This window comes from Bacillus sp. FSL M8-0071 (assembly GCF_037975455.1).
GTDB classification, from domain to species: domain Bacteria; phylum Bacillota; class Bacilli; order Bacillales; family Bacillaceae; genus Bacillus; species Bacillus subtilis.
This window is the reverse complement of record NZ_CP150256.1, coordinates 3,443,342-3,467,653: the sequence shown is the minus strand read 5'-3', so window position 1 is coordinate 3,467,653 and position 24,312 is coordinate 3,443,342. Positions and strand designations below refer to the sequence as shown.

Genomic DNA, 24,312 nt, shown 5'->3' with positions numbered 1-24,312 from the left:
GTGAGAAAAACAGATCGTCATCCGGTCTCGGGGGCCAACTCACTGTGGCATGTCTATCAAACGGTACCTTTTTTAAAGGTCGTCAAAAATTTCATTGTCATTCAAATTGCGAGATATACGCCGTTTATAGGGATGAAAAACTGGCTGTACCGTACATTTCTGCGGATGAAGGTTGGAAAACAGACATCCTTTGCCCTCATGGTGATGCCAGATATCATGTTTCCGGAAAAGATCTTAGTCGGAACAAATACAATCATCGGGTACAATACGACCATTCTGGCCCATGAGTATTTGATTCACGAATACCGGATCGGCAAAGTTCTGATCGGGGACGAAGTGATGATTGGTGCCAACACGACCATTCTGCCCGGGGTGAAAATAGGAGATGGCGCAGTTGTGTCCGCCGGAACGCTTGTCCATAAGGATGTGCCTGACGGGGCATTTGTCGGCGGAAATCCGATGAGGATCATCTATACGAAGGAAGAAATGCAAGAAAGATTGAAAAAGTCCGCTGAATAACATCAGCGGACTTTTTTTGTTAAAATTGAGTGTTGTTGTTTTCGTAAATATGCTGAACACCAATCCATTTTTGACCGACATTAGAGTAGCGTGTATTTGTCATTCTGACCGTGCTTGTTTTGCTGTCCGTCCGGAATATCGCTTCCTTCATGTTTGTGATGGTGCACTTATCGATGATTACATCAACGTGGAAGGTTGAACCGCCAAGCTGTCTTATGAACTTTCCGCCATTGTCTGCCGTGAAGTTTTTCACTGTGAATGTACTGGCTTTATTGATTTGGAATATCTTATCTGACGCTTTTTGAGCAGAACCGCCGTCGATCGGCACTTTTCCTTCCTTCTTCACCGTTAACGCATCCTCACCAACATCTTCCCATTTCACATTCTGAATGTTAACGTTTCCATAAGTGTGCACGCCATCAGCAGCAGGGGCGCCAAGCACCACATTTTTCAGGGTTGCTCCATCTTCCACACGAAAAACAGGGTCTTGGTTTTCTGACTGGCTTCCGTCGCCTAATTCTTTCCCTGCCACAAACCGCTGTCCTTTCCCGTCATATGTTGTATTTTTTGGTACGATAATTGTTTCGTGCACCACTTTGTCTGCTGCAAAAGCGGTTGATGACTGAAACTGGCTGAACACCATAACCAAACCGAACATAAATAGGATAGACACGAATTTTTTCAATGATAAATCCTCCCCGGATATCTTTCATTTTTTGCAAGAGAAGCGTCAGCGACTTGCACCGGCTTCTCTCACATAGATCGGGGCAAGGCTGAATCTGCTTTAATCATAAAAACAGATAGCCTGAAAGTAAAGACAATTCTGGATGATAAATGGAAAATGAATCGATCTTACCGATTGAAACAAAAAGCATGAATATTGTCGTATTTGCTCAGGATAGAGCATAGTGAGGCTTCAGGTGTTTACTTTTGAATAACTACGGCCTGGCTGCCCATTTGTTTCCACGCTTTTTCAAAGCTTGTTCTATCGGTTTTTCTGTTTTTATAGCCATACGGATCATTGAGATACACATATTTATCATCATATCCCGTAACGGCGACGCTGTGTTCGCTGTACGTAATCTCTATCGTTCCGTTTGGCGTTTTCCATGTCTGCATGTTGTCAACTGGCGTAAAGTTGGCTGTCGTGATAACCCAAACTGGATTGCCTTTTTCAAGCTGTTCATAAACAGCAGAAATGCTTTTTCCAGTCAGATCGGACACTTTGTCTCCCGCATAGGTTTTCGCCAGCTGATAGATCGGTCGATGGTAGACACCGAGACCAGGGCCATTCGCCATATCCCCGACAAATCCGTCATTCGGATCACCCTTTAATCCGCTGCTGTATGTCAAAGGCACTGTGGCAACCTGATTTGCCAGGGTGTTTTTTGTCACGTCGTATCCTGCGTAATTCAGCACCATCGCAAGGCTTGTTACTTCACAGCCGTTATAGAGCCGGGGTGCGTCCATTTGATTGTAAAGGATGACATCCAGCGGTTTTGCGCTTCCCTTCAGCTCCTTTTTGCTATTCGCAGCTGAGTTTGTATCGCTATCAGAAACCACTTTTTTAAGGCTGTTCAAAAAAGGAATATCTATATCTTTTGCATCTATTTTAAGTCCGAAAAAAATAACGCCTGAAAGAATCATCAGGACACATAGAGTTCGCAGTGTTTTCATCTTTATCTCCTTGTTCTCTATTTGATTTGTATTATAGCATGCCAAACATAAAGAATTTGAGATATTACGTACCTTTAATACATTATTCATGATTTTTTCATAATGAGGAGAAGGATATTTGAACTAAAAATATCCTTACTGAAGTTAAGCGTTGATTTTCATTCTTTCATCTGCTAACATATTATCATATTAGCGAACTAAAGGATTCGGAATTTTCCTTCATAAGATAACAGCGGAGGTGCTCGGGTTGATGTTTATGTTTGAAAAACCGCACGGCATGAGAGATACACTGCCCGGTTTATACGAAACGAAAAAAAAGGTGAGACGATCGTTAACCGATTTGATTGATAAATGGGGATATCAATTTATGGAAACGCCGACACTGGAGTTTTACGATACCGTTGGCGTCCAGTCAGCAATTGAAGAGCAGCAGCTGTTTAAGCTACTTGATCAGGACGGCAAGACATTGGTGCTTCGCCCGGATATGACGGGGCCGATTGCAAGGGTAGCGGCATCGAAGCTTCTGAAACACGGTCATCCGCTAAGAGTCGGCTATGCGGCAAATGTATTCAGGGCTCAGGAGCGTGAAGGCGGACGTCCGGCTGAGTTCGAGCAGGTCGGAGTGGAGTTAATCGGTGACGGCACGACGAGCGCGGATGCGGAGGTCATTGCTTTAGTCGTCGGGGCATTAAAAAACGCTGGGCTGGCATCCTTTAAAATTGCCATCGGCCATGCCGGCATTGCGGATGCTTTGTTTGTTGAGGTGCTCGGAAACGTTGAACGAGCTGATGTGCTGCGGAGGTTCTTATATGAAAAGAACTACGTCGGCTACAGAGAGCATGTCAAGTCTCTCCCGCTTTCCTCCATTGATAAAAGCAGACTGCTTGAGCTCCTCGAATTGCGGGGCGGCATAGAAGTATGCGGACGTGCCGAGGAAATCGTCGATTCTGCGCAAGGAAAAAGCGTGGTTGATGAGCTGAAGGCGCTGTGGGGCATTCTTGAGGATTACGGATGTACGGAAAATGTCCGCCTGGATCTGAATATGGTCAGCCACATGAGCTATTACACAGGGATTTTATTTGAAGTGTACGCCGAGAATGTCGGTTTTGTCATTGGAAGCGGTGGCCGTTACAACAAGCTGCTGGGCCATTTTGATTCACCTGCACCGGCAACAGGCTTCGGGCTTCGGATCGACCGGCTGATTGAAGCCCTTCATATGAAAGAAGAACCTTGTGATATAGACGCTGTTATTTTCAGCAAAGAGCAGCGGGCGCAAGCCATCGCTTATGCGAATGAAGAACGCATGAAAGGGAACAAAGTGGTTCTTCAAGATTTATCGGGAATAGAAAATATCGACCAGATGACAAAATCTTTTGCAAACGTCACTTATTTTATCGGTGCCAGAAAGGAAGAGCAAAATGGGTAAGTTACTCACAATGGCGATGCCAAAGGGCCGGATATTTGAAGAAGCGGCAGGGCTGCTGAGGCAGGCAGGCTACAGGCTCCCTGAGGAGTTTGAAGATTCGAGAAAACTGATCATCGATGTGCCGGAGGAAAATCTTCGTTTCATATTAGCGAAGCCGATGGACGTAACTACGTATGTGGAGCATGGCGTGGCAGACGTCGGAATTGCGGGCAAGGATGTCATGCTGGAGGAGGAACGCGACGTGTATGAGGTACTGGATTTAAAAATCAGCAAGTGCCACTTAGCTGTCGCCGGACTTCCGAATACAGACTGGAGCGGAGTAGCGCCAAGAATCGCGACAAAGTATCCGAATGTGGCTTCCAGTTATTTCAGAGAGCAGGGAGAACAAGTCGAGATTATTAAGCTCAACGGTTCAATTGAACTGGCTCCGCTCATTGGGCTTGCAGATCGGATAGTGGACATTGTTTCCACAGGACAGACGCTGAAAGAAAATGGGCTTGTTGAAACGGAGCACATTTGTGACATTACCTCTCGCTTTATTGTCAACCCGGTAAGCTATCGCATGAAAGACGATGTGATTGACGAAATGGCATCCCGCCTATCTCTCGTTGTGGAAGGAGAGACGGCAAAATGAAGATCAAAACCATCAGCGGAGCGGAACGGCTTTCTCTCAAGCGTTCCATCGATGCCGGAACGGAAGAGCAAAGAAAGACGGTCCGGTCCATTATAGAAGATGTTAAAGCAAACGGTGATCAGGCGGTTCGCAGCTACACGGCGAAATTTGACGGCATCGAAATAGACAGTCCGCTGGTCACAAAAGAAGAATTTGAGGAGGCATACACCTCACTGGATTCACGTCTTCTTCAGGTGATTAGGCAGGCAATCGAAAATATTAGGGAATATCACGAAAGACAGCTGCAATCCTCCTGGTTTTATCACAGAAAGGACGGCACAATGCTGGGGCAGAAAGTGACGGCGCTGGATTCCGCCGGTGTATATGTGCCGGGGGGAACGGCCGCATATCCTTCATCTGTTTTGATGAATGTGATTCCGGCGCTCGTAGCGGGCGTTGAAAGAATCGTTCTCGTCACGCCTCCGGGAAAAGACGGTCTGCTGTCTCCTGGAGTTTTGGTTGCAGCAGCCGAGCTGGGCATAAAAGATATTTACAAAATGGGCGGCGCTCAGGCGATTGCGTCGTTAGCATACGGAACAGAAACCATTGAGCCGGTGGATAAAATCACGGGTCCGGGCAACATTTATGTCGCGCTTGCCAAACGAGAAGTGTTCGGCGATGTTGATATCGATATGATTGCCGGACCGAGTGAAATCGTCGTGCTGGCTGATGAAACAGCGATTCCGAGCGAAATTGCAGCCGATCTGCTGTCACAGGCGGAACACGATAAGCTCAGCTCATGTGTGTTTGTCACAGATTCCATGGCGCTGGCCGAGGCGGTTTCAGCCGAGGTGAGTAAGCAGCTGAAAACCTTGCCGCGAAGAGAAATAGCGGAAGCTTCAGTGAGAGATTACGGTTGTATATATGTGGCGGAAACAATGGTGGAAGCGATTAATACTGTCAATACACTCGCGCCAGAGCATTTAGAAATCATAACACAGTCTCCGGAAGCTTTGCTTGGCAGTATCAAACATGCGGGTGCAATTTTCTTAGGCAGATACAGCCCTGAGCCTGTCGGTGATTATTTTGCCGGACCGAACCATGTGCTTCCGACAAACGGAACAGCCAGATTTTCAAGTCCATTAAACGTAACTGATTTTCAAAAGAAATCGAGCATTATTTCTTACAGTCAATCAGCCTTTGAAGAACATGCCGAAAGCATCGCGGCTTTTGCCAGACTGGAAGGGTTAGAAGCCCATGCCAGATCAATTGAAGCGAGAGAACGGAGGATTTCTAAATGAGAAAAGCGGAACGCGTCAGGAAAACAAACGAAACAGATATTGAACTGGCATTTACAATAGACGGCGGGGGACAAGCGGATATCAAAACAGATGTGCCGTTTATGACACATATGTTGGATTTATTCACGAAACACGGCCAATTCGATCTTTCCATTAACGCAAAAGGCGATGTTGATATAGATGATCACCACACGACTGAAGATATCGGCATCTGCTTAGGGCAGGCGCTGCTCAAAGCGTTGGGCGATAAAAAAGGAATCAAACGCTACGGATCGGCGTTTGTGCCGATGGATGAGGCACTTGCTCAAGTTGTGATTGATTTAAGCAACCGGCCGCACTTAGAAATGCGCGCTGATTTCCCGGCTGCTAAAGTCGGAACTTTCGATACGGAGCTTGTACATGAATTTTTGTGGAAGCTGGCGCTCGAAGCTCGAATGAACCTGCACGTCATCGTTCATTATGGCACAAACACCCACCACATGATTGAAGCCGTTTTTAAAGCACTGGGACGTGCGCTTGATGAAGCGACAACGATCGATCCGCGAGTTAAAGGAATACCGTCAACGAAAGGGATGCTGTAAATGATCGGCGTGATAGATTACGGAATGGGGAATTTATACAGTGTCTCAAAGGCGCTTGAACGTGTCGGCGTGCCGTATTTTGTTTCTGAAAAGCCGGAGGAGCTGAAAGAAGCTGATGCCTTCATTTTGCCGGGAGTTGGTTCATTTGGAGACGCGATGGACAATTTGCGCTACACGAAGCTTGATCAATTGATTCACGATATGGTCTCAGAGGGAAGACTGCTTCTAGGGATCTGCCTCGGCATGCAGCTTTTATTTGAAGAAAGCGAAGAAAACGGCACCGCTTCAGGACTCGGGCTGTTAAAAGGAAAAGCAGTCAGGCTGAAAGCAGAAGATGAAAAAGGAAACAAGCTGAAGGTTCCGCATATGGGCTGGAATCGTCTTTCTTTTCATAATGAATCTCCGCTGCTGACTAAAACAGAACAAGGCTACGCTTACTTCGTTCATTCCTATTACATTGACGGGATGGAGGAGAACGCGCTTCTGGCAAGCGCCGATTATGGTGTACGAGTGCCTGCTGTAGTCGGAAAAAGAAACGTCTTCGGCGCCCAATTTCATCCGGAAAAAAGCAGCACGGTCGGAATGTCTATTTTAACTCAATTTACGAAAATGGCAGCAGAACAGAAGGTGAAAAAATGAGTGTTTTTACATTATATCCGGCAATTGATATGAGAAACGGCAAATGTGTCCGCCTTGTTCAAGGGGATTACAATAAGGAAACGATATATGGCGATTCACCGTACGACATGGCTGAGTTATTTGCGAAAGAGGGTGCCGAATGGATCCATCTCGTTGATCTCGACGGGGCCAAAGAAGGGAAAAGAGTGAATGACCGCCATGTGATTGAGATTACGCAAAAGCTGAACCTGAAAGTCGAAATCGGCGGCGGGATCCGTTCCGAAAATGACGTCTATGAATATTTATCAGCAGGAGTCGATCGGGTGATCCTGGGAAGCTCAGCAGTTTCTAACCCTCCGTTTGTCAAAAAAATGCTGAAACAATATGGCGAGAAAATTGCAATCGGACTGGATGCGAGAAACGGTTTTGTTTCAACAGAGGGATGGCTTGAAACATCAACCCTTAAGGCAACTGAACTGGGCAAAGAGCTAGCCAATGAAGGTGCGGAAGTCTTTATTTTTACTGACATCGCGACAGACGGAATGCTGTCAGGCCCCAATGTTAAAAGCACGGTCGAGCTTGCTAAGGAAACGGGGAAATCGGTGATCGCTTCCGGCGGAGTCAGCTCCGTCGCGGATCTCGAAGCTCTCGCCCGCTATGAGGCGGACGGCGTCTCTGGAGCGATCATCGGAAAAGCGCTGTATACCAATCAGTTTACGCTGAGTGAGGCGCTTGAAAGGGTGAAGCGCAAATGATCACAAAACGGATTATTCCATGCCTTGATGTCAAAGAAGGACGCGTTGTCAAAGGAATTCAATTTCTCGAATTGAAGGATGCAGGTGACCCAGTTGAACTCGCTGAAGTGTACGACCGGGAAGGTGCGGATGAACTTGTTTTTCTTGATATCTCCGCCTCGCACGAAGGACGAAAGACGATGGTTGACGTTGTGGAGCAGGTTGCCGCGAAGCTCGCGATTCCGTTTACAGTCGGCGGCGGCATCAATCAGCTCAGCGATATGAAAACGATTCTGCGTGCCGGAGCGGACAAAGTGTCGGTGAACACGGCAGCTGTTCTCCGCCCTGAGCTGATTACAGAAGGAGCCGAGTTTTTCGGTTCTCAATGCATCGTACTTGCCATTGATGCCAAGTACGACAAAGAATCTGACACATATAAGGTCTATACGCACGGCGGCAGAAAGAAAACAGATTGGGAGGTCACCGCGTGGGCAAAAGAAGGCGTCAAACGCGGGGCAGGAGAAATATTGCTGACAAGCATGGACTCCGACGGTGAGAAAAAAGGCTTCGACCACACGCTGACAAAGCTTGTTTCCGAAGCTGTCCCCGTCCCTGTTATCGCTTCGGGAGGCGCGGGAAACGCACAGCATATGCTTGAGGCTTTTACAAAAGGAGAAGCCGACGCCGCGCTGGCCGCCTCAATTTTTCATTATAAAGAAACATCGATTAAAGAAGTGAAATCATACTTGAAAGAGTACGGGGTGAATGTGAGATGAAACAGGCAGATGAGCTGCGTTTTAACGAGGACGGATTAATTCCTGCTATCGTGCAGGATGCGGCAAGCAAAGAAGTGCTGACACTTGCGTATATGAACAAGGAATCGTACGAAAAAACGCTGGAAACGAAGGAAACATGGTTTTACAGCCGCTCACGCCAAGCGTTATGGCATAAAGGAGAAACCTCAGGGAACACGCAAGCCGTCAAAGGTATCCGGTATGACTGCGACCAGGACGCATTGATCGTACTTGTAGAGCCGTCCGGCCCGGCATGCCACACTGGCAGCTACAGCTGTTTTACGAAGGAACAAACAGAAGAACAGGCCGCAGGCCGATTCGGCATCATGAACGAACTGGAGCGCGTGATCGCGGAACGCCAAGCGGAGATGCCTGAAGGAGCTTACACCACTTACCTTTTCCGTGAAGGCGTCGATAAGATTTTGAAAAAAGTCGGAGAAGAAGCATCCGAAGTCATCATAGCCGCGAAAAACCGGGACCACGAGGAACTCAAATGGGAAGCGGCAGACCTGCTGTATCACCTGCTTGTCCTGCTCAGAGAACAAGCCTTGCCGCTGGATGATGTGCTTGACGTATTGAAAAAACGCCATTCTGAGAAAGAAGAGTAAAGAGCCGTATGATACGGCTCTTTTTGTTTTATGAAATTTTGAGATGATTAAAGCAAATTAAAATAAAGTTCGTTTTCCTACTTAATCAAATTCCTCCATAATGTAACATGGAAAAGAATAATATAATCACCCTTTGAACAGGGACTGATCGCATTATTTATAGAGAAAAAATAGAATATAATTCTCGAAAAAAATCCGTGGAGGTTCGTCATGAAAAAGATCATCTTTATTTGCTTCAACTTATTACTCGCCCTGATAGAAGGATGCAGTATGAATGACAATGATAAGAACAACTCAAACGAACATAAAACAGAAGCCGTAAAACCAAAAGACATGGATCCAAAAGACCTGCCGCAGGTTCCGGCGTTTCAGGACGAGAAAACGAGAGAGTACATGGTGTCAACGAAAGAAGAGCAGCCGGGGTATTATTTGCTTGAATCTAAGCTGCAAGGGTTTAGGATGTTGTTTCCGGAGGATGCGGAGTATTCCGACTCAGAAACTTCAAAGACAAACGAGTCACTATTTTTTGATAGTTTTAATAAAAAAACGAATATAGTAATGAATGCTTCAGTTAAGTTTTATCAAAATGAATCGTTTATAAACGAACCGGAGAATATGTTGGATATTATTAGCGGTAAAAATGAATACAAAGGTGATTTTGAGAAATTAGAAACGAAGGATAAAGATATTTACTTTGCCTCAAGACAAGAAAACTTTGACAAAGAAGAGACACCATCTTATATCTTCCTTGGTTATATAAAATCGAAAAAACAAGATTATTTAGGGATGGAATATTCTTTTATGTTTAGCTGCTCCGCCAATGCAAATACATGTAAACAAAACCCGAAAGACAATGAAGAAAAAGTTAAAAAAATAATAAACTCTACTACCTTTGGCGAAATGTAAAGGAAAATACGAAGAAAGAGAGATATCTGCTCAAAGAAAAAGGCTTTTGATGATATAGAGGGAAAGAATAGTTTTTCTTATAGAGAATTAAGGGAAATAGAGTATTCGTTTCGATTCACCTACTATAAAGATGAAGAGGTTAAGTAAGAGCCGTATGATAAACGATTTTATAAAAAAAGAAATAGGTATTATGATGTGTTTGTGGTGTTTTGCTTGATTTGTTAGTGAAAGGAGATCAAAACCAAGTCGGATTTCCTATTTATCCAAATTCCACCATGATGTAACATAGAAAAGGATAAAATAATCACGTATTAACCAGGTCAATAGGATTATTTTCGGTATGAAAATAGAATTCTATTCTCACAAAACCCGTGGAGGTTCGTAATGAAAAAGATCATATGTATTTGCTTTAGCTTATTACTTGCCCTGACAGGAGGATGCAGTATGCAAGACAATGATAAAAACACCACAAATGACAATAAAACAGAAGCCGTAAAACCAAAAGAAATGGATCCAAAAGACCTGCCGCAAGTTCCGGCGTTTCAAGATGAAAAAACGAGAGAGTACATGGTGTCAACGAAAGAAGAGGAGCCAGGGTATTATTTGCTTGAATCTAAGCTGAAAGGGTTTAGGATGTTGTTTCCGGAGGATGGGGAGTATGTACCTGATCTTTCAAGTAAAGGTGAAAATGAGGAAACAATAGTATTTGATAGTTTCAATAAAAAAACTAACATTCAATATGACGGGCAATTAGATTATCATCAAGAAAAAAGTTTTGCGAATGACAAGGATACAATGCTTGACATTGTAAGCGGCAGAAATAGCTATAAAGGAAAATACGAAGAAAGAGAGCTATCTGATAAAATTGTATATTCTGCTCAAAAGAAAAGCAGTTTTGATGATGTGGATGAAAAGAATAATTTTTCTTATAGATTTTTTGGTTATGTTAAATCTAAAAAAGAGGAATATTTAGGAATAGAGTATTCTTTTCGTTTTTCTTGCTATAAGGGTAAAGAGGTTTGTTCATTAAAGAAAGAAGAAGCAGAAAAAAAAGTTCGAAAAATAATTGATTCTATTACCTTTTTAAAAGTTAAAAAGGAGAAATAGAGAAAATGGAAAATAAGAATATATTTGAAAATGAAAATGTAAAGCTGCGTTTAATTGACTTGGAGTACGATTATAAAGAAAAATTTGCTTCTAATATTGAAAGTGAAATAAAGAGAGCTAAAACAGATTTTGAAGTCGAGGTGCGTCGAATATACAAAGAAGAAACACATCGAGATCTTCCAAAAAATCTGGAAATATACACATCTAATGAACTTATTAAAAAAAATTCGAAAATAGATACATCAATAAGAGAGTCCGGATATGATGGTACAGCTATTTATATTAAGGATGATAAACAACACGTTAATCAACTTCATATTATTTCAGAGGGGAGTGCTGATAACGAAGACTGGTCATACAATTTCTTTGGTCTCTTTTTAGGGATAGATGACAGCCAGTACCAAGCGACAAAAGAGTTTGTAAGAAATGCCAAAAGAGAAACAGAGAATTCTCATGATTTAAAGACCTTTGCTATGGGCCACTCACTGGCAAATAATAATCAGGTGATGGTTCAATTAATTGACGGAGAATTTGATGAGGTTTATGGGGTTAACGGAGCTCAAATAAGCGTTGACCACCTGCTAGCAACTGATTTGAATTTGAGAGATAGGCTAATGCATAAATTTCATATTAGACGCTTAAAAGATATAAATGATATCCCACCAGATAAGCTAAAAAAAGAAATCCAAAAATATTATGAAGACAAAGGCGTAACAGCAAACATCACCCAACGCATCTCAAAAGATGACCCGCTGTATGGAGTCAGCGGCAAGGCCGATTTCATTACATTCGGTGATGTGAAGATGGCAGATACAAATACAAGTGTAAAAGGCATCCGAAATATTATGGATGGGGTTCCTGACGAAGATGTGAGGTCAATTCAAAAATTCCTTCAAAAATATAAGGATGACTATGAAAAAGACGGCTTGAACGGTTTTATAAAGGCAGCCAGCGGGATAGACATAGACCTGATTGAAAAAGTGAAAAACACAGACGGCGCTTTAAAGAAAGTAAGTGTCCTATATGAGCATTTTGATGATGTTAAGCAAATGTATGGCCGAATAAAAGAGGAACTGCCGTCGTTTTTAGGTTTTCTTCATACCTTGTTGAGAAACAGCGGACCGGTCGTAGATCAGTTAGCTGAAAACGGTTATATTGATGAAACGCAAAAGAAAGTCATCAAAAAAGAATTAACGAATATTAATGCGAGTATGCGAGGCATAGAATTACGGTACGAACAATTCATTGACCATTTAAAGCATGGCCAATTTATGCAAGCTTTAAAAGACGTTGGTGAAATAGTGGACTATGTAAAATCAATTCTATCCTCATTGAAAACACTCGACACAGAAACAAAAGACGCACTAAAACTTATCGTCGACGGCCACAGCATCGTTCAAATGCTCAACGCCTTGTCAAAGGAAAAAGGCTTCAGCTATAAAGGCTCCGATATTTATTTTACAGGGAAGAGCGGCTCGGGAGAAACGATTCAAGTCAATCTCTCATCCGCTGTCAGAATCTATCAAAACGGTATGAAAATCGTTGAAGATATGGAAGATGCGATTTCTAAGTACCAGAAGGTTTACAGTCAGGAAATCGATGAAGATTTCATAGACAAAAAGCAGGCGATCATCACGGCTATTCATCATATGGAAGAAAACCCTTCGCATTATGCCTTCGATCTTCAATTCCGGCTTGCAGCTGGTTTCAGCCACACATTCGATAAATTGGAGAAAATCTCTGTTCATGAATCATTCCACACAGGTGCGCTTCCTGCAAATGATGGAATTGTTGCTGAATTAAAAAAACAGACAACAGAAAAAAGAGATTTTATCAAAAATATCCGCGAGAGTATTGAAAAGCTGTTTGAAAAAGAAGAAATGATTTCTCAGTTATTTGATTTTCAGCCTTAGGAGGAATATGAAGAGTGACTTCCTTATTTTCAGAAAGTGAAACAGAAATTGTATCAACGACCTATATGTTTCTTACCCAAGATGAAATGAAGGGGAAAGCGGGCACCCTCAATCAACCGATCAACGACTTTCTCAGCCTGACAAAGAAATTTGAGTCTTCATTAAAAGAGGAAATCAAAGGGCAAAAAGGGTTGATTGTAAAAAAAATAAAAAAAGAGCTTGAGTCTAATAGCGAAAAACGAAAAGCTGCCCTTGAGATGATAAAAGAAGAACATACCGCAAAAGTTGATCGGTACAAAATGATAATAGAAGACCTGCGACAGCAGGATGTAACATTGACTTACAGAAAAAAGAAGCCTGTGAAAGATGTCTAACATAAAAATCTCCTATTCAAACAATGAGTGGGAGATTTTTATTTTGATCACGGCAAAAATATACTGAAAAAGTCTTTCTCCATTGATATGATTGAGAAAGAGTAAAAATCATCCTTTTGCTATGACTTTTCACCTTTCTGAACGCTGAAACAGGAGGAAAATATATGCCAACCAAGAAACAAAAATCTAAAAGTAAATTGAAACCCTTTTTTGCCTTAGTAAGACGGACCAATCCTTCTTATGGAAAGCTCGCCTTTGCGCTTGCCCTCAGTGTAGTAACCACGCTGGTCAGCCTGCTCATTCCATTATTAACGAAGCAGCTTGTCGATGGTTTTTCTATGTCAAATCTGTCAGGCACGCAAATCGGTTTGATCGCGCTTGTGTTTTTCGTTCAGGCGGGTTTAAGCGCTTATGCCACCTATGCGCTTAACTATAATGGACAAAAAATCATTTCCGGGCTGCGGGAGTTATTATGGAAGAAATTAATTAAGCTTCCTGTCTCTTATTTCGATACAAATGCTTCCGGAGAAACAGTCAGCCGTGTAACGAACGATACGATGGTGGTCAAAGAATTGATTACAACCCATATCAGCGGATTTATTACAGGCATCATTTCTGTCATTGGATCATTGACAATCTTGTTTATTATGAACTGGAAGCTGACACTGCTTGTGTTAGTGGTCGTTCCGCTGGCCGCTCTTATTTTGGTGCCGATTGGACGGAAAATGTTCTCCATTTCACGGGAAACGCAAGATGAAACGGCTCGTTTTACAGGACTGCTGAATCAAATTCTCCCGGAAATCAGACTTGTTAAGGCTTCAAATGCGGAGGATGTCGAATATGGGCGCGGGAAGATGGGGATTTCCTCATTATTTAAGCTTGGCGTTCGTGAAGCCAAGGTTCAATCGCTTGTCGGCCCGCTTATTTCACTCGTGTTAATGGCAGCGCTTGTCGCAGTGATCGGATATGGCGGCATGCAGGTCTCATCAGGCGAGCTCACAGCCGGAGCGCTAGTGGCTTTTATTTTATATTTGTTTCAAATTATTATGCCGATGGGCCAGATTACAACGTTTTTCACACAGCTGCAAAAATCAATCGGTGCAACAGAACGAATGATTGAGATTTTAGCAGAGGAAGAGGAAGATACAGTGACAGGAAAACAAATTGAAAATGCGCATCTCCCTATCCAGCTGGATTGCGTGTCTTTTGGATATAAGCCTGATCAGCTGATCTTAAAAGAGGTCAGCGCTGTCATTGAAGCAGGTAAAGTCACAGCGATTGTCGGTCCGAGCGGCGGGGGGAAAACGACGCTGTTTAAGCTGCTTGAACGTTTTTATTCTCCGACTGCAGGGTCCATTCGGCTGGGGGACGAGCCGATTGATACTTATTCGCTTGAATCGTGGCGGGAGCACATCGGGTATGTATCGCAGGAAAGCCCGTTAATGTCCGGGACAATCAGAGAAAATATTTGCTACGGGTTAGAACGAGATGTGACGGATGCTGAGATCGAAAAAGCCGCGGAGATGGCATATGCGCTCAATTTTATAAAGGAGCTGCCGAATCAGTTTGATACAGAAGTGGGCGAACGCGGCATTATGCTGTCAGGCGGACAAAGGCAAAGAATTGCGATTGCGAGAGCGCTTCTCCGTAACCCAAGCATTCTTATGCTCGATGAAGCTACCTCAAGTCTCGACAGCCAATCTGAAAAATCAGTTCAGCAGGCGCTGGAGGTGCTGATGGAGGGCCGCACAACGATTGTGATCGCTCACCGCCTATCTACCGTTGTAGATGCGGACCAGCTTTTGTTTGTTGAAAAAGGGGAAATTACCGGTCGTGGAACACACCATGAGTTAATGGCTTCCCATGGCCTTTATCGGGATTTTGCTGAACAGCAGCTGAAAATGAATGCAGACTTAGAAAACAAAGCCGGGTAAATTTTGGTCGAATCAGCCAATAAAAAAGAGGAGGGATTTTCCCAATCCTTCCTTTTGAACTATTGAGGGGCTTACGATTTATGGTATACTACTGACGGTAATATTGTATAAAACGGAGGGTAGTTGTGGGAAAACACACTTCTGAACATAAAAATCACGCACAAATTGTCCAGCTGCTTCAAGATGGACAATATTTTTTTCATAAAGGCTTGAAAGCGTATAAAGAGCGCAATCTAAAACGGGCAAGCAAACTGATTCAGCGCGCGGTTCATTTGGAGCCGGAGGATTCAGAGATGCTTTCACAGCTTGCGGTCATTTATTCGGAAATGGGCCAGTATCAAGAGTCGAACGATCTTCTTGACTATATCATGGCAAATCTGGAGGCCGAAATGCCGGAGTGCCATTACTTTAAAGCGAATAACTTTGCCCATCTGGGGCTCTTCCAGGAAGCTTATAAAGAAGCGGCCGCTTATTCTGATGCGGACCCGGATGGTGAATTCGCCGAAGAAAACGATAGTCTGCTTGATTTGCTCGATTTAGGAGACGACGGCATTGAGGATTCGTTGTATGATCAGGATGAACTGCTGGTGAAACAGGATCGGGCAAAGTCATTGCTGGAAAGCGGCCAGCTTGCTGAAGCGGTTGCGGCGCTTGAGGAAATCACAGCTGAATATCCGGAGCTTTGGTCAGCATACAACAATCTCGCGCTTGCCTATTTCTATTCAGGAAACGTTGTAAAAGCGAAGCAAACCGCTTATGAAGTGCTTTCTCATAATGAAGGAAATCTTCACGCCTTATGCAATCTTCTCGTTTTCTACTATTATGAAAGAGAAGACGAAAAAGTGGCGGAATTGAGTGATCAGCTCTCCAATGTCTATCCGATGCTAATGGAGCAGCGTTATAAATTGGGTGCTACTTTGGCGCTTGTCGGCCGCTACGAGATCGGATATAAATGGCTCAAATTATTATATAAAACCGGCTTTGAAGGGGACGACACCTTCTTTTACTGGCTTTCATGCTCTGCTTATTTTACGGGACATACCGAATTTGCCGAGACAATCTGGAGAAAAGTCGAGTCGCAATATCCCGGCGAAGACCGCCCGGCGCCTTGGATAGAGCGGAGGGAAGCTCTTCCTTCATCTGTGGAGCAGCGTCTCGCAGCCTATTATATCAGCAGCACAAAGGGAGAAACAGAGCATCTTGAAGCGGTGATACGCTCAAAGAGAATTACCGCTCCTTTTGAAAATCATTTTGTAAAGCTGCTTCTGAATGGAGATTCTGCTGCTGCTGACGTTTCAGAGGATGCACTTTTCGCTTATCAAACGGTCAAATTATTAGAGCAAGCTGAAAAAGAAGAGATGAAAACAGAAGTCATGAGCTGCTGGGTTTTCCATGTCATCCAGCAAATTCGTGCAGCTGCTCCGCTGAAGAATGAGAAAGGCTGGGCAGCAGCCATCTGTTATATTTGGAAAGAAGCCCATGGCAAGCAAGACACGAAAAAAGACACAGCGGCCCGATTCGGCATCTCTCCGGCAACGTTGACGAAATATATGAAATATATTGATGATATTCTAGAATAGTAAATTTTAAAGAGTCGATTTATTTAATCGACTCTTTTTTTGTTAGATAGATTATATTGAGAAAATAATATCGACAGTTTTTTTGCACGCTTAAGAAAAATGACAAATGATGTGTGACTTGACATCTGTTTGAAACATAAATGTAATAAAATTTATCGCTAATTTGTCGAAACTTGATGGTATAATGATTCTCGTACATAAGGAATTAGTGTTTTTTACATATGATGTGAAATAAACGCTATACAACCAGAATAAGAGATGCACAGAATAATTAACCATAAACAACCATCATTCCTCGTAGAGTATGAGGAACGAAACTTGATGTTCAAAATACGATTCCAAATGAGGACAGGTTCACAGTAAAAGGGAGGATATAAAAAGTGAGAAAGAGTTTAATTACACTTGGTTTGGCTTCCGTCATCGGGACAAGCAGTTTTTTGATCCCATTTACAAGTAAAACTGCATCGGCGGAAACATTAGATGAAAAGAAACAAAAAATCGAAAGCAAGCAATCTGAGGTTGCTTCCAGCATTGAAGCGAAGGAAAAAGAATTAACTGAGCTTCAGGAAAATCAATCAAAGATTGAAAAAGAACTGAAAGACATTAACGCTAAGGCGCTTGATACAAGCAACAAGATCGAAGATAAAAAAGAAGAAAATGATAAAACAAAAGAAGAAATCAAAAAACTGAAAAAAGAGATTAAAGAAACTGAAGCACGCATCGAAAAACGCAATGAAATCCTGAAAAAACGCGTTCGTTCTTTACAGGAAAGCGGCGGATCTCAAGGATACATAGATGTTCTTTTAGGATCAACAAGCTTTGGTGACTTTATCTCTCGTGCGACTGCGGTTTCATCTATTGTGGACGCAGACAAAGATTTAATCAAACAGCAAGAGCAGGATAAAGCGAAGCTCGAAGCTTCTGAAGCGGATTTGAATGACAAGCTGAAAGAAGTTCAAGCTGCATTGGCTAAATTAGAAACAATGCAAAAAGACCTTGATAAACAGCTTAATGAAAAAGACAAGCTTTTCGACGAAGCAAAAGCAAGCCAAAAGAAAACGGCTAAAGCGATTTCTGAATTAAAATCAGAGGCGTCTGAACTTGCAAATCAAAAAGCAAATACTGAAGCTGAACAAGCACGCATCAAAAAAGAACAAGAAGCAGCGGCTGCTTTGATCAAAAAGCAGGAAGAAGCACAAAAAGCATCTGATGAAACACAAACAGATGACAGTCAAACGGCGACAACTGAATCAGCAAAAGCAAGCTCATCTGATGATTCTTCAGACAATTCTTCTAACAGTTCATCAAACAGTTCGTCAAACGGCTCATCTTCTAAGAAGAGCAGCGGCTCAAACAGCAATTCAGGCGGAACTGTTATCAGCAACTCTGGCGGAATTGAAGGCGCGATCAGCGTTGGTTCAAGCATTGTAGGACAATCTCCGTACAAGTTTGGCGGCGGACGCAGCCAATCTGATATCAACAACCGTATTTTTGACTGCTCATCATTCGTACGCTGGGCATACGCTTCTGCAGGTGTTAACCTTGGGCCTGTAGGCGGAACAACTACTGATACGTTAGTTGGCAGAGGACAAGCTGTCAGCGCGTCTGAAATGAAACGCGGAGACCTTGTGTTCTTTGACACTTACAAAACAAATGGACACGTAGGAATCTACTTAGGAAACGGTACTTTCCTAAACGACAATACATCTCATGGCGTATCTGTTGACTCTATGAGCAATCCTTACTGGAAAAAAGCATTTAAAGGCGTTGTAAGACGTGTTGTTCAATAATAAATATGACAAGGGCCTTCTATAAACAGAAGGCTCTTTCTTTATTAACATATACCCTTTTCGAATACATTTAATCGTGTTGAGCAAAAAAATAGCGTATCACCATGAGATTTTATAGGATATGGGTAAGGAATACGTTTGATGGGGATTCTTATCTTATAAGAAAGAGCCCAAACTTGAAAAGATGGTTTAAGGAGTGAATAGTGTGTCAGAAGAAAAAATTTATGACGTGATTATAATCGGCGCGGGCCCTGCTGGGATGACGGCCGCTGTATACACATCAAGAGCGAATTTATCGACATTAATGATTGAAAGAGGAATTCCTGGCGGACAAATGGCCAATACGGAAGATGTAGAAAACTATCCTGGATTCGAAAGTATCCTTGGGCCTGAGCTTTCTAACAAAATGTTTGAACATGCGAAAAAGTTCGGCGCTGAATACGCTTATGGCGATATTAAAGAAGTCGTTGACGGCAAAGAGTATAAAGTAGTCAAAGCCGGTTCAAAGGAATATAAAGCCCGTGCTGTCATCATTGCTGCTGGTGCGGAATATAAAAAAATCGGCGTGCCTGGCGAAAAAGAATTGGGCGGCCGCGGTGTATCTTATTGTGCAGTATGTGACGGCGCTTTCTTTAAAGGCAAAGAACTAGTCGTTGTTGGCGGCGGAGATTCCGCGGTTGAAGAAGGCGTATATCTGACTCGTTTCGCTTCAAAAGTAACGATTGTTCACAGACGTGATAAACTCCGTGCTCAAAGTATTCTTCAAGCGAGAGCATTTGATAATGAAAAAGTTGACTTCCTATGGAACAAAACCGTGAAGGAAATTCATGAGGAAAACGGCAAAGTCGGTAACGTAACGCTTGTCGATACGGTAACCGGTGAAGAAAGTGAATTCAAAACAGACGGCGTATTCATTTACATCGGCATGCTTCCTCTGTCTAAACCGTTTGAGAATCTGGGCATTACGAATGAAGAAGGCTACATCGAAACAAATGACCGCATGGAGACAAAGGTTGAAGGAATTTTCGCTGCCGGAGACATTCGCGAAAAATCACTGCGCCAAATCGTAACGGCTACAGGAGACGGAAGTATTGCGGCGCAAAGCGTACAGCATTATGTTGAAGAGCTTCAAGAAACGCTGAAAACCTTAAAATAAAAAGGGCTGTCATACGAGTTTCACATTACGTTACTGGGTTTTAATTCCGCTGTAACACATGTGTAATGCTTTTCGGTTATGATTAATAAAGTAATTGACCCCCTTTTTATAATGAATACACTTTTTTGGCACGGATTCTCCAGTTATCCGTGTCCTTTTTTTGTCCATAAATAAAAGATGAATGCCAGTTACAGCAAAATCATCTGAATTAAGGAATGAATATGCTGTAAAATAGAAGAAAAGATTGTCAATGTCTCTTCATTGTGGGAGGCATCTTGAAGCGGTATAATAAAGAGACGATGACAGGACGAAGGTTAGGTGACGTACTTGCAAAGAGTGACAAATTGTGTGCTTCAGACGGATGACAAAGTTCTTCTGCTTCAAAAGCCGAGACGCGGATGGTGGGTCGCGCCGGGAGGCAAGATGGAAAGCGGAGAATCAGTCAGAGACTCCGTCATCAGAGAGTACAGAGAAGAGACTGGTATCTATATCATAAATCCTCAATTAAAAGGCGTTTTTACCTTTATTATTAAAGACGGTGACCACATTGTCTCCGAGTGGATGATGTTTACGTTTGTCGCGGATTCTTATACAGGACAAAATGTATCAGAATCAGAGGAAGGCAAACTGCAGTGGCACGATGTCAATGACATTCAGAACCTGCCTATGGCCCCTGGAGACGGCCATATCCTTGATTTTATGATGAAGGGACAAGGGCTGCTGCACGGCACATTTACGTATACACCGGAATTTGAGCTGCTCAGTTATCGTTTAGACCCGCAGCACATCAAATAGAAAGACAAGTCAGGGGGGAGAAAGATGAGTGTTAGTGAATCACATGATATTCAGCTTGTCATTATAACCGGAATGTCGGGAGCGGGGAAAACTGTCGCGATCCAAAGCTTTGAAGATCTCGGCTATTTCTGCGTCGATAATCTTCCGCCTTCATTGCTTCCGAAGTTTTTAGAGCTGATGAAGGAATCAAATTCTAAAATGAGCAAAGTTGCGCTTGTGATGGATTTGCGCGGCCGCGAATTTTTTGACCGGCTGATTGAAGCGCTGGATGAAATGGCCGAAAATCCGTGGATCACACCGCGAATTTTATTCCTGGACGCGAAGGATTCCATTCTCGTCACAAGATATAAAGAAACGAGACGCTCGCATCCGCTGGCAGCGACTGGCCTGCCGCTTGAAGGCATCGCGCTGGAACGAGAGCTGCTTGAGGAATTAAAAGGCCGCTCTCAAATCATTTACGATACGTCTGACATGAAGCCGCGTGATTTGCGTGAAAAAATCGTGAAGCACTTTGCGACAAACCAAGGAGAGACATTTACCGTAAATGTCATGTCATTTGGTTTTAAATACGGTATTCCAATTGATGCAGATCTCGTCTTTGATGTCAGATTTTTGCCGAATCCGTACTATATCGAAAGCATGCGGCCGCTGACTGGCAAGGATAAAGAGGTTTCCTCTTACGTCATGAAGTGGAATGAAACACAAAAGTTCAATGAGAAATTAATTGATCTGCTGAGCTTTATGCTTCCATCTTATAAAAGAGAAGGAAAAAGCCAGGTTGTCATTGCGATCGGCTGCACAGGGGGCCAGCACCGCTCTGTGACATTAGCCGAGAATTTAGCTGATTATTTCAAAAAGGATTACTATACTCATGTTACTCACCGGGACATTGAAAAGAGAAGCCGGAAATAAGATGGGACAAAAGCCGAAAATTGCAATCTTTGGCGGCGGTACAGGTCTTTCTGTATTGCTTCGGGGCCTAAAGCATAAACCTGTTGACATCACGGCCATTGTAACAGTTGCCGATGATGGGGGAAGCTCTGGCCGTCTGCGGAATGAACTGAAAATTCCGCCTCCCGGAGACATCAGAAATGTGCTTGCCGCTTTATCCGATGTGGAGCCGCTTGTTGAAGATCTTTTTCAGCACCGCTTCAATAAAGGGAATGACTTAACAGGCCATTCTCTCGGGAATTTGATTTTGGCAGCGATGACAAATATAACCGGTGATTTTTTTCACGCTGTCACTGAAATGAGCAAGGTGCTGAATGTAAGAGGAAAGGTTTTGCCGGCTGCCAATGCCAGTGTCGTTTTGCATGCTGAGATGGAAGACGGCCGCGTGGTCTCAGGCGAGTCAACGATTCCAGAATACGGACAGCGCATTAAGCGTGTTTTTCTCACGCCTGAACAGATTGATCCGCTGCCGGAAACAATAGACGTGATCAGGGAAGCGGATTTGATTATTATCGGCCCGGGAAGTCTCTATACAAGCATTCTGCCCAATTTGCTCGTCCCAAAAATCGGGGAAGAAGTGATAAAGGCGCCGGCGAAAAAAGTATACATTTGCAACGTGATGACTCAGCCCGGCGAAACGCTCCATTACACCGCTGCTGATCATGTGAAAGCGCTCAATCAGCATATGGGCTGTGGTTTTATTGATACGATATTAGTAAACAGTGAAGACATTCCCGACGAAATAAAGCGTAAGTACGAAATGGAATCGGCGCGTCCTGTTGATTTTGATATTGAAGAGCTGAAAGCGATGGGGCTTGAAGTCATCAGAGATCAAATTGTAACGTATAAAAATGACGTAATACGTCACGATACACATAAAGTGGCCTCTCTTCTTGTTGATTTACTGAAAGAATGAAGCCTTGAAATGAGGTGGCTATATGTCATTTGCATCAGAAACAAAAAAAGAATTAACGAATCTGGAAGTGAAGGACTGCTGCATTAATGCCGAGTTGTCTGCACTCATTCGGATGAATGGAGCTTTATCATTTACAAACCGCCATCTCGTACTCGATGTTCAAACTGAAAACGCGGCGATTGCCCGCCGCATCTATACATTGCTGAAAAAACAATATGATGTGTCGGTCGAGCTGCTGGTCAGAAAGAAAATGCGGCTGAAAAAGAATAACGTCTATATTGTGCGTTTTTCAGAAAATGCAAAAGCGATCTTAGAGGATTTAAAAATACTCGGGGAGAATTTTGTGTTTGAACGAAGTATTTCGAAAGAGCTGGTCAAAAAGAGATGCTGCAAGCGTTCTTATATGAGAGGAGCATTTTTGGCAGGAGGTTCGGTCAATAACCCGGAAACCTCCTCGTATCATTTAGAAATCTTCTCTCTTTATAAGGAGCATAACGATTCATTATGTGACCTGTTAAATGAGTTTCAGTTAAACAGCAAAACGCTCGAACGGAAAAAAGGCTATATTACCTATTTAAAAGAGGCTGAAAAGATTACAGAGTTTCTTAACGTAATTGGCGCTCACAATTCGCTTCTGCGATTTGAGGATGTCAGAATCGTTCGGGACATGAGAAATTCGGTCAACCGCCTCGTCAATTGTGAAACAGCCAACTTAAACAAAACGATCGGCGCATCGCTGAGACAGGTGGAAAATATTAAATACATCGATGAAAGAATCGGCCTGGAGGCGCTGCCTGAAAAACTTCGGGAAATTGCGCAGCTGCGGATTGATTATCAGGAAGTGACGCTGAAAGAGCTAGGGGAAATGGTAGCAAGCGGGAAAATCAGCAAATCAGGGATCAATCACAGGCTGAGAAAACTTGACGAAATCGCAGAACAGCTGCGGACAGGGCAAACCGTCACTTTAAAATAACCGTAAAGAAAAGGGGAGATCTTATGGTTCAACAGAAAGTGGAAGTTCGATTAAAGACAGGACTGCAAGCACGTCCTGCTGCTTTGTTTGTACAAGAAGCAAACCGGTTTACGTCAGATGTGTTTCTTGAGAAGGATGGGAAAAAAGTAAACGCCAAAAGCATCATGGGGCTGATGAGCCTTGCGGTAAGCACAGGCACTGAGGTTACCTTGATTGCCCAGGGAGAAGATGAACAAGAGGCGCTGGAGAAGCTGGCTGCTTACGTTCAAGAAGAAGTTTAGGTGATAAAAATGAGTGACTTTCTAAAAGACTGCTTTCAGAAAATCGGCTGGGAGAAAGACCATGTCAGCTTCGGCGATCTTCCCCTTTTTCTTAAAGCAATGGCATACCGTTTTCCATTCGAAAACCGTGCCGTACTTGCAAAAGAGAATTATAAGATCACAAAAGAAGAGCTATGGCGACGTCTGCTCAAAGATCAGCACGGCGGCCTATGCTACGATTTAAATGGTTTTCTTTATTTTGTCTTGCGTGAGGCTGGGTTTCATGTGAAGCTCATTCGAGGAACGGTTTATGCAGGCGATCAAGAGGGATGGGCACTAGAAGGGACGCATGCTGCTGTATGGCTGTCTGCGGAAAACGGCGATTACCTCGTTGATATCGGCTTCGGCATCAACCTGGCGCTCCAGCCGATACCGCTTTCCGGAGAAACGGTACAGTCACCAGTCGGGTCATTCCGAATCAAAAGAGAAGAGACAGAAAAGGGCAGCCATGTTCTGCTGATGGACAAGGGAGAAGGCTGGCAAATCGGGTACGCCTTTACTCTTGAAGAGAGTGATCTCGGTGATTTAGATAACATGAAGGACATCATTCACTCTCATGAAAAATCTCCTTTTAACAAATCCCCGCTTGCCTCAAAGCTGACGCCGAGCGGAAGGATGGTCATGTCAGAGCGCCATTTTACGATTCATGAAAACGGCAGTGACATTCAAAAAAGTGACATTGGCCCTTCAGAATTTGAAGAGAAATTAAATACTCATTTTTTGTAA

25 protein-coding genes are annotated in these 24,312 nt (G+C 43.3%); 23 read left to right on the top strand and 2 right to left on the bottom strand.

Features of this window, described 5'->3' with window-relative positions:
- On the top strand, positions 1–519 hold the full coding sequence (hprF, locus tag MKX71_RS17960) for a heptaprenylglyceryl phosphate O-acetyltransferase (RefSeq protein ID WP_015251134.1): 519 nt from the start codon (positions 1–3) through the stop codon (positions 517–519).
- A 19-nt stretch (positions 520–538) separates the two neighbouring features.
- Here hprF and pelC read toward each other — a convergent pair whose 3' ends face one another.
- Together pelC and MKX71_RS17950 are read right to left on the bottom strand one after the other, a co-directional pair.
- A complete protein-coding gene (gene pelC / locus MKX71_RS17955) occupies positions 539–1,204 on the bottom strand; it encodes a pectate/pectin lyase PelC (protein WP_339231452.1) in 666 nt (221 codons plus the stop codon).
- Between the two features lie 239 nt (positions 1,205–1,443).
- Positions 1,444–2,196, bottom strand: coding sequence for a C39 family peptidase (locus tag MKX71_RS17950; RefSeq protein WP_120027534.1), 753 nt, complete (start codon positions 2,194–2,196; stop codon positions 1,444–1,446).
- 250 nt (positions 2,197–2,446) lie between these two features.
- On the opposite strand from MKX71_RS17950, the gene MKX71_RS17945 reads away from it, so the two are divergent.
- The 22 genes from MKX71_RS17945 (at position 2,447) to MKX71_RS17840 (ending at position 24,312) form a co-directional block, all read left to right on the top strand.
- Positions 2,447–3,622 (top strand): ATP phosphoribosyltransferase regulatory subunit, encoded by a 1,176-nt coding sequence (locus MKX71_RS17945; RefSeq protein ID WP_015251137.1) that lies wholly within the window; start codon positions 2,447–2,449, stop codon positions 3,620–3,622.
- Positions 3,615–4,256, top strand: a complete 642-nt coding sequence (gene hisG / locus MKX71_RS17940) for an ATP phosphoribosyltransferase (protein WP_015251138.1) — start codon at positions 3,615–3,617, stop codon at positions 4,254–4,256. The genes MKX71_RS17945 and hisG overlap by 8 nt, the downstream gene beginning before the upstream one ends.
- The gene (gene hisD, locus MKX71_RS17935) at positions 4,253–5,536 is read left to right on the top strand and encodes a histidinol dehydrogenase (protein WP_339231451.1); all 1,284 of its coding nucleotides are present in this window, start codon (positions 4,253–4,255) and stop codon (positions 5,534–5,536) included. The genes hisG and hisD overlap by 4 nt, the downstream gene beginning before the upstream one ends.
- Positions 5,533–6,117, top strand: coding sequence for an imidazoleglycerol-phosphate dehydratase HisB (gene hisB, locus MKX71_RS17930; RefSeq protein ID WP_015714780.1), 585 nt, complete (start codon positions 5,533–5,535; stop codon positions 6,115–6,117). The genes hisD and hisB overlap by 4 nt, the downstream gene beginning before the upstream one ends.
- The gene (hisH, locus tag MKX71_RS17925) at positions 6,118–6,756 is read left to right on the top strand and encodes an imidazole glycerol phosphate synthase subunit HisH (RefSeq protein ID WP_015251140.1); all 639 of its coding nucleotides are present in this window, start codon (positions 6,118–6,120) and stop codon (positions 6,754–6,756) included.
- Complete coding sequence (gene hisA, locus MKX71_RS17920; protein ID WP_339231449.1) at positions 6,753–7,490, top strand: 1-(5-phosphoribosyl)-5-[(5-phosphoribosylamino)methylideneamino]imidazole-4-carboxamide isomerase; 738 nt, start codon at positions 6,753–6,755, stop codon at positions 7,488–7,490. The genes hisH and hisA overlap by 4 nt, the downstream gene beginning before the upstream one ends.
- Positions 7,487–8,245 carry an imidazole glycerol phosphate synthase subunit HisF gene (gene hisF, locus MKX71_RS17915; protein WP_003244585.1) on the top strand — a complete coding sequence of 253 codons (759 nt, stop codon included), beginning with the start codon at positions 7,487–7,489 and terminating at the stop codon, positions 8,243–8,245. Before hisA ends, hisF begins: the two co-directional genes overlap by 4 nt.
- The gene (hisIE, locus tag MKX71_RS17910) at positions 8,242–8,871 is read left to right on the top strand and encodes a bifunctional phosphoribosyl-AMP cyclohydrolase/phosphoribosyl-ATP diphosphatase HisIE (protein ID WP_086344367.1); all 630 of its coding nucleotides are present in this window, start codon (positions 8,242–8,244) and stop codon (positions 8,869–8,871) included. Before hisF ends, hisIE begins: the two co-directional genes overlap by 4 nt.
- 210 nt (positions 8,872–9,081) lie before the next feature.
- On the top strand, positions 9,082–9,777 hold the full coding sequence (locus MKX71_RS17905) for a lipoprotein YvcA (RefSeq protein WP_339231447.1): 696 nt from the start codon (positions 9,082–9,084) through the stop codon (positions 9,775–9,777).
- A gap of 384 nt (positions 9,778–10,161) precedes the next feature.
- A complete protein-coding gene (locus MKX71_RS17900; RefSeq protein ID WP_015251145.1) occupies positions 10,162–10,884 on the top strand; it encodes a hypothetical protein in 723 nt (240 codons plus the stop codon).
- A 5-nt stretch (positions 10,885–10,889) separates the two neighbouring features.
- Positions 10,890–12,797, top strand: coding sequence for a DUF6792 domain-containing protein (locus tag MKX71_RS17895; protein ID WP_273796509.1), 1,908 nt, complete (start codon positions 10,890–10,892; stop codon positions 12,795–12,797).
- A gap of 14 nt (positions 12,798–12,811) precedes the next feature.
- The gene (locus tag MKX71_RS17890) at positions 12,812–13,171 is read left to right on the top strand and encodes a hypothetical protein (RefSeq protein ID WP_017695277.1); all 360 of its coding nucleotides are present in this window, start codon (positions 12,812–12,814) and stop codon (positions 13,169–13,171) included.
- Between the two features lie 164 nt (positions 13,172–13,335).
- Positions 13,336–15,105, top strand: coding sequence for a multidrug resistance ABC transporter ATP-binding protein/permease BmrA (gene bmrA, locus MKX71_RS17885; RefSeq protein WP_339231445.1), 1,770 nt, complete (start codon positions 13,336–13,338; stop codon positions 15,103–15,105).
- Between the two features lie 125 nt (positions 15,106–15,230).
- On the top strand, positions 15,231–16,685 hold the full coding sequence (locus tag MKX71_RS17880) for a tetratricopeptide repeat protein (RefSeq protein ID WP_339231444.1): 1,455 nt from the start codon (positions 15,231–15,233) through the stop codon (positions 16,683–16,685).
- Positions 16,686–17,065: 380 nt separating this feature from the next.
- Positions 17,066–18,475 carry a peptidoglycan DL-endopeptidase CwlO gene (gene cwlO, locus MKX71_RS17875; RefSeq protein WP_339231443.1) on the top strand — a complete coding sequence of 470 codons (1,410 nt, stop codon included), beginning with the start codon at positions 17,066–17,068 and terminating at the stop codon, positions 18,473–18,475.
- Positions 18,476–18,680: 205 nt separating this feature from the next.
- Positions 18,681–19,631: a thioredoxin-disulfide reductase gene (trxB, locus tag MKX71_RS17870; protein WP_003228139.1), complete on the top strand. Its 951-nt coding sequence runs from the start codon at positions 18,681–18,683 to the stop codon at positions 19,629–19,631.
- A gap of 318 nt (positions 19,632–19,949) precedes the next feature.
- Positions 19,950–20,426: an 8-oxo-dGTP diphosphatase gene (locus MKX71_RS17865; protein ID WP_010886622.1), complete on the top strand. Its 477-nt coding sequence runs from the start codon at positions 19,950–19,952 to the stop codon at positions 20,424–20,426.
- Between the two features lie 24 nt (positions 20,427–20,450).
- Positions 20,451–21,338, top strand: a complete 888-nt coding sequence (gene rapZ, locus MKX71_RS17860) for an RNase adapter RapZ (protein ID WP_003243903.1) — start codon at positions 20,451–20,453, stop codon at positions 21,336–21,338.
- A gap of 1 nt (position 21,339) precedes the next feature.
- A complete protein-coding gene (mgfK, locus tag MKX71_RS17855; protein WP_003244450.1) occupies positions 21,340–22,293 on the top strand; it encodes a gluconeogenesis morphogenetic factor in 954 nt (317 codons plus the stop codon).
- Positions 22,294–22,315: 22 nt separating this feature from the next.
- A complete protein-coding gene (gene whiA / locus MKX71_RS17850; RefSeq protein WP_003243775.1) occupies positions 22,316–23,266 on the top strand; it encodes a DNA-binding protein WhiA in 951 nt (316 codons plus the stop codon).
- Between the two features lie 23 nt (positions 23,267–23,289).
- Complete coding sequence (locus MKX71_RS17845; RefSeq protein ID WP_003219835.1) at positions 23,290–23,547, top strand: HPr family phosphocarrier protein; 258 nt, start codon at positions 23,290–23,292, stop codon at positions 23,545–23,547.
- Complete coding sequence (locus MKX71_RS17840; protein ID WP_015251150.1) at positions 23,548–24,312, top strand: arylamine N-acetyltransferase; 765 nt, start codon at positions 23,548–23,550, stop codon at positions 24,310–24,312.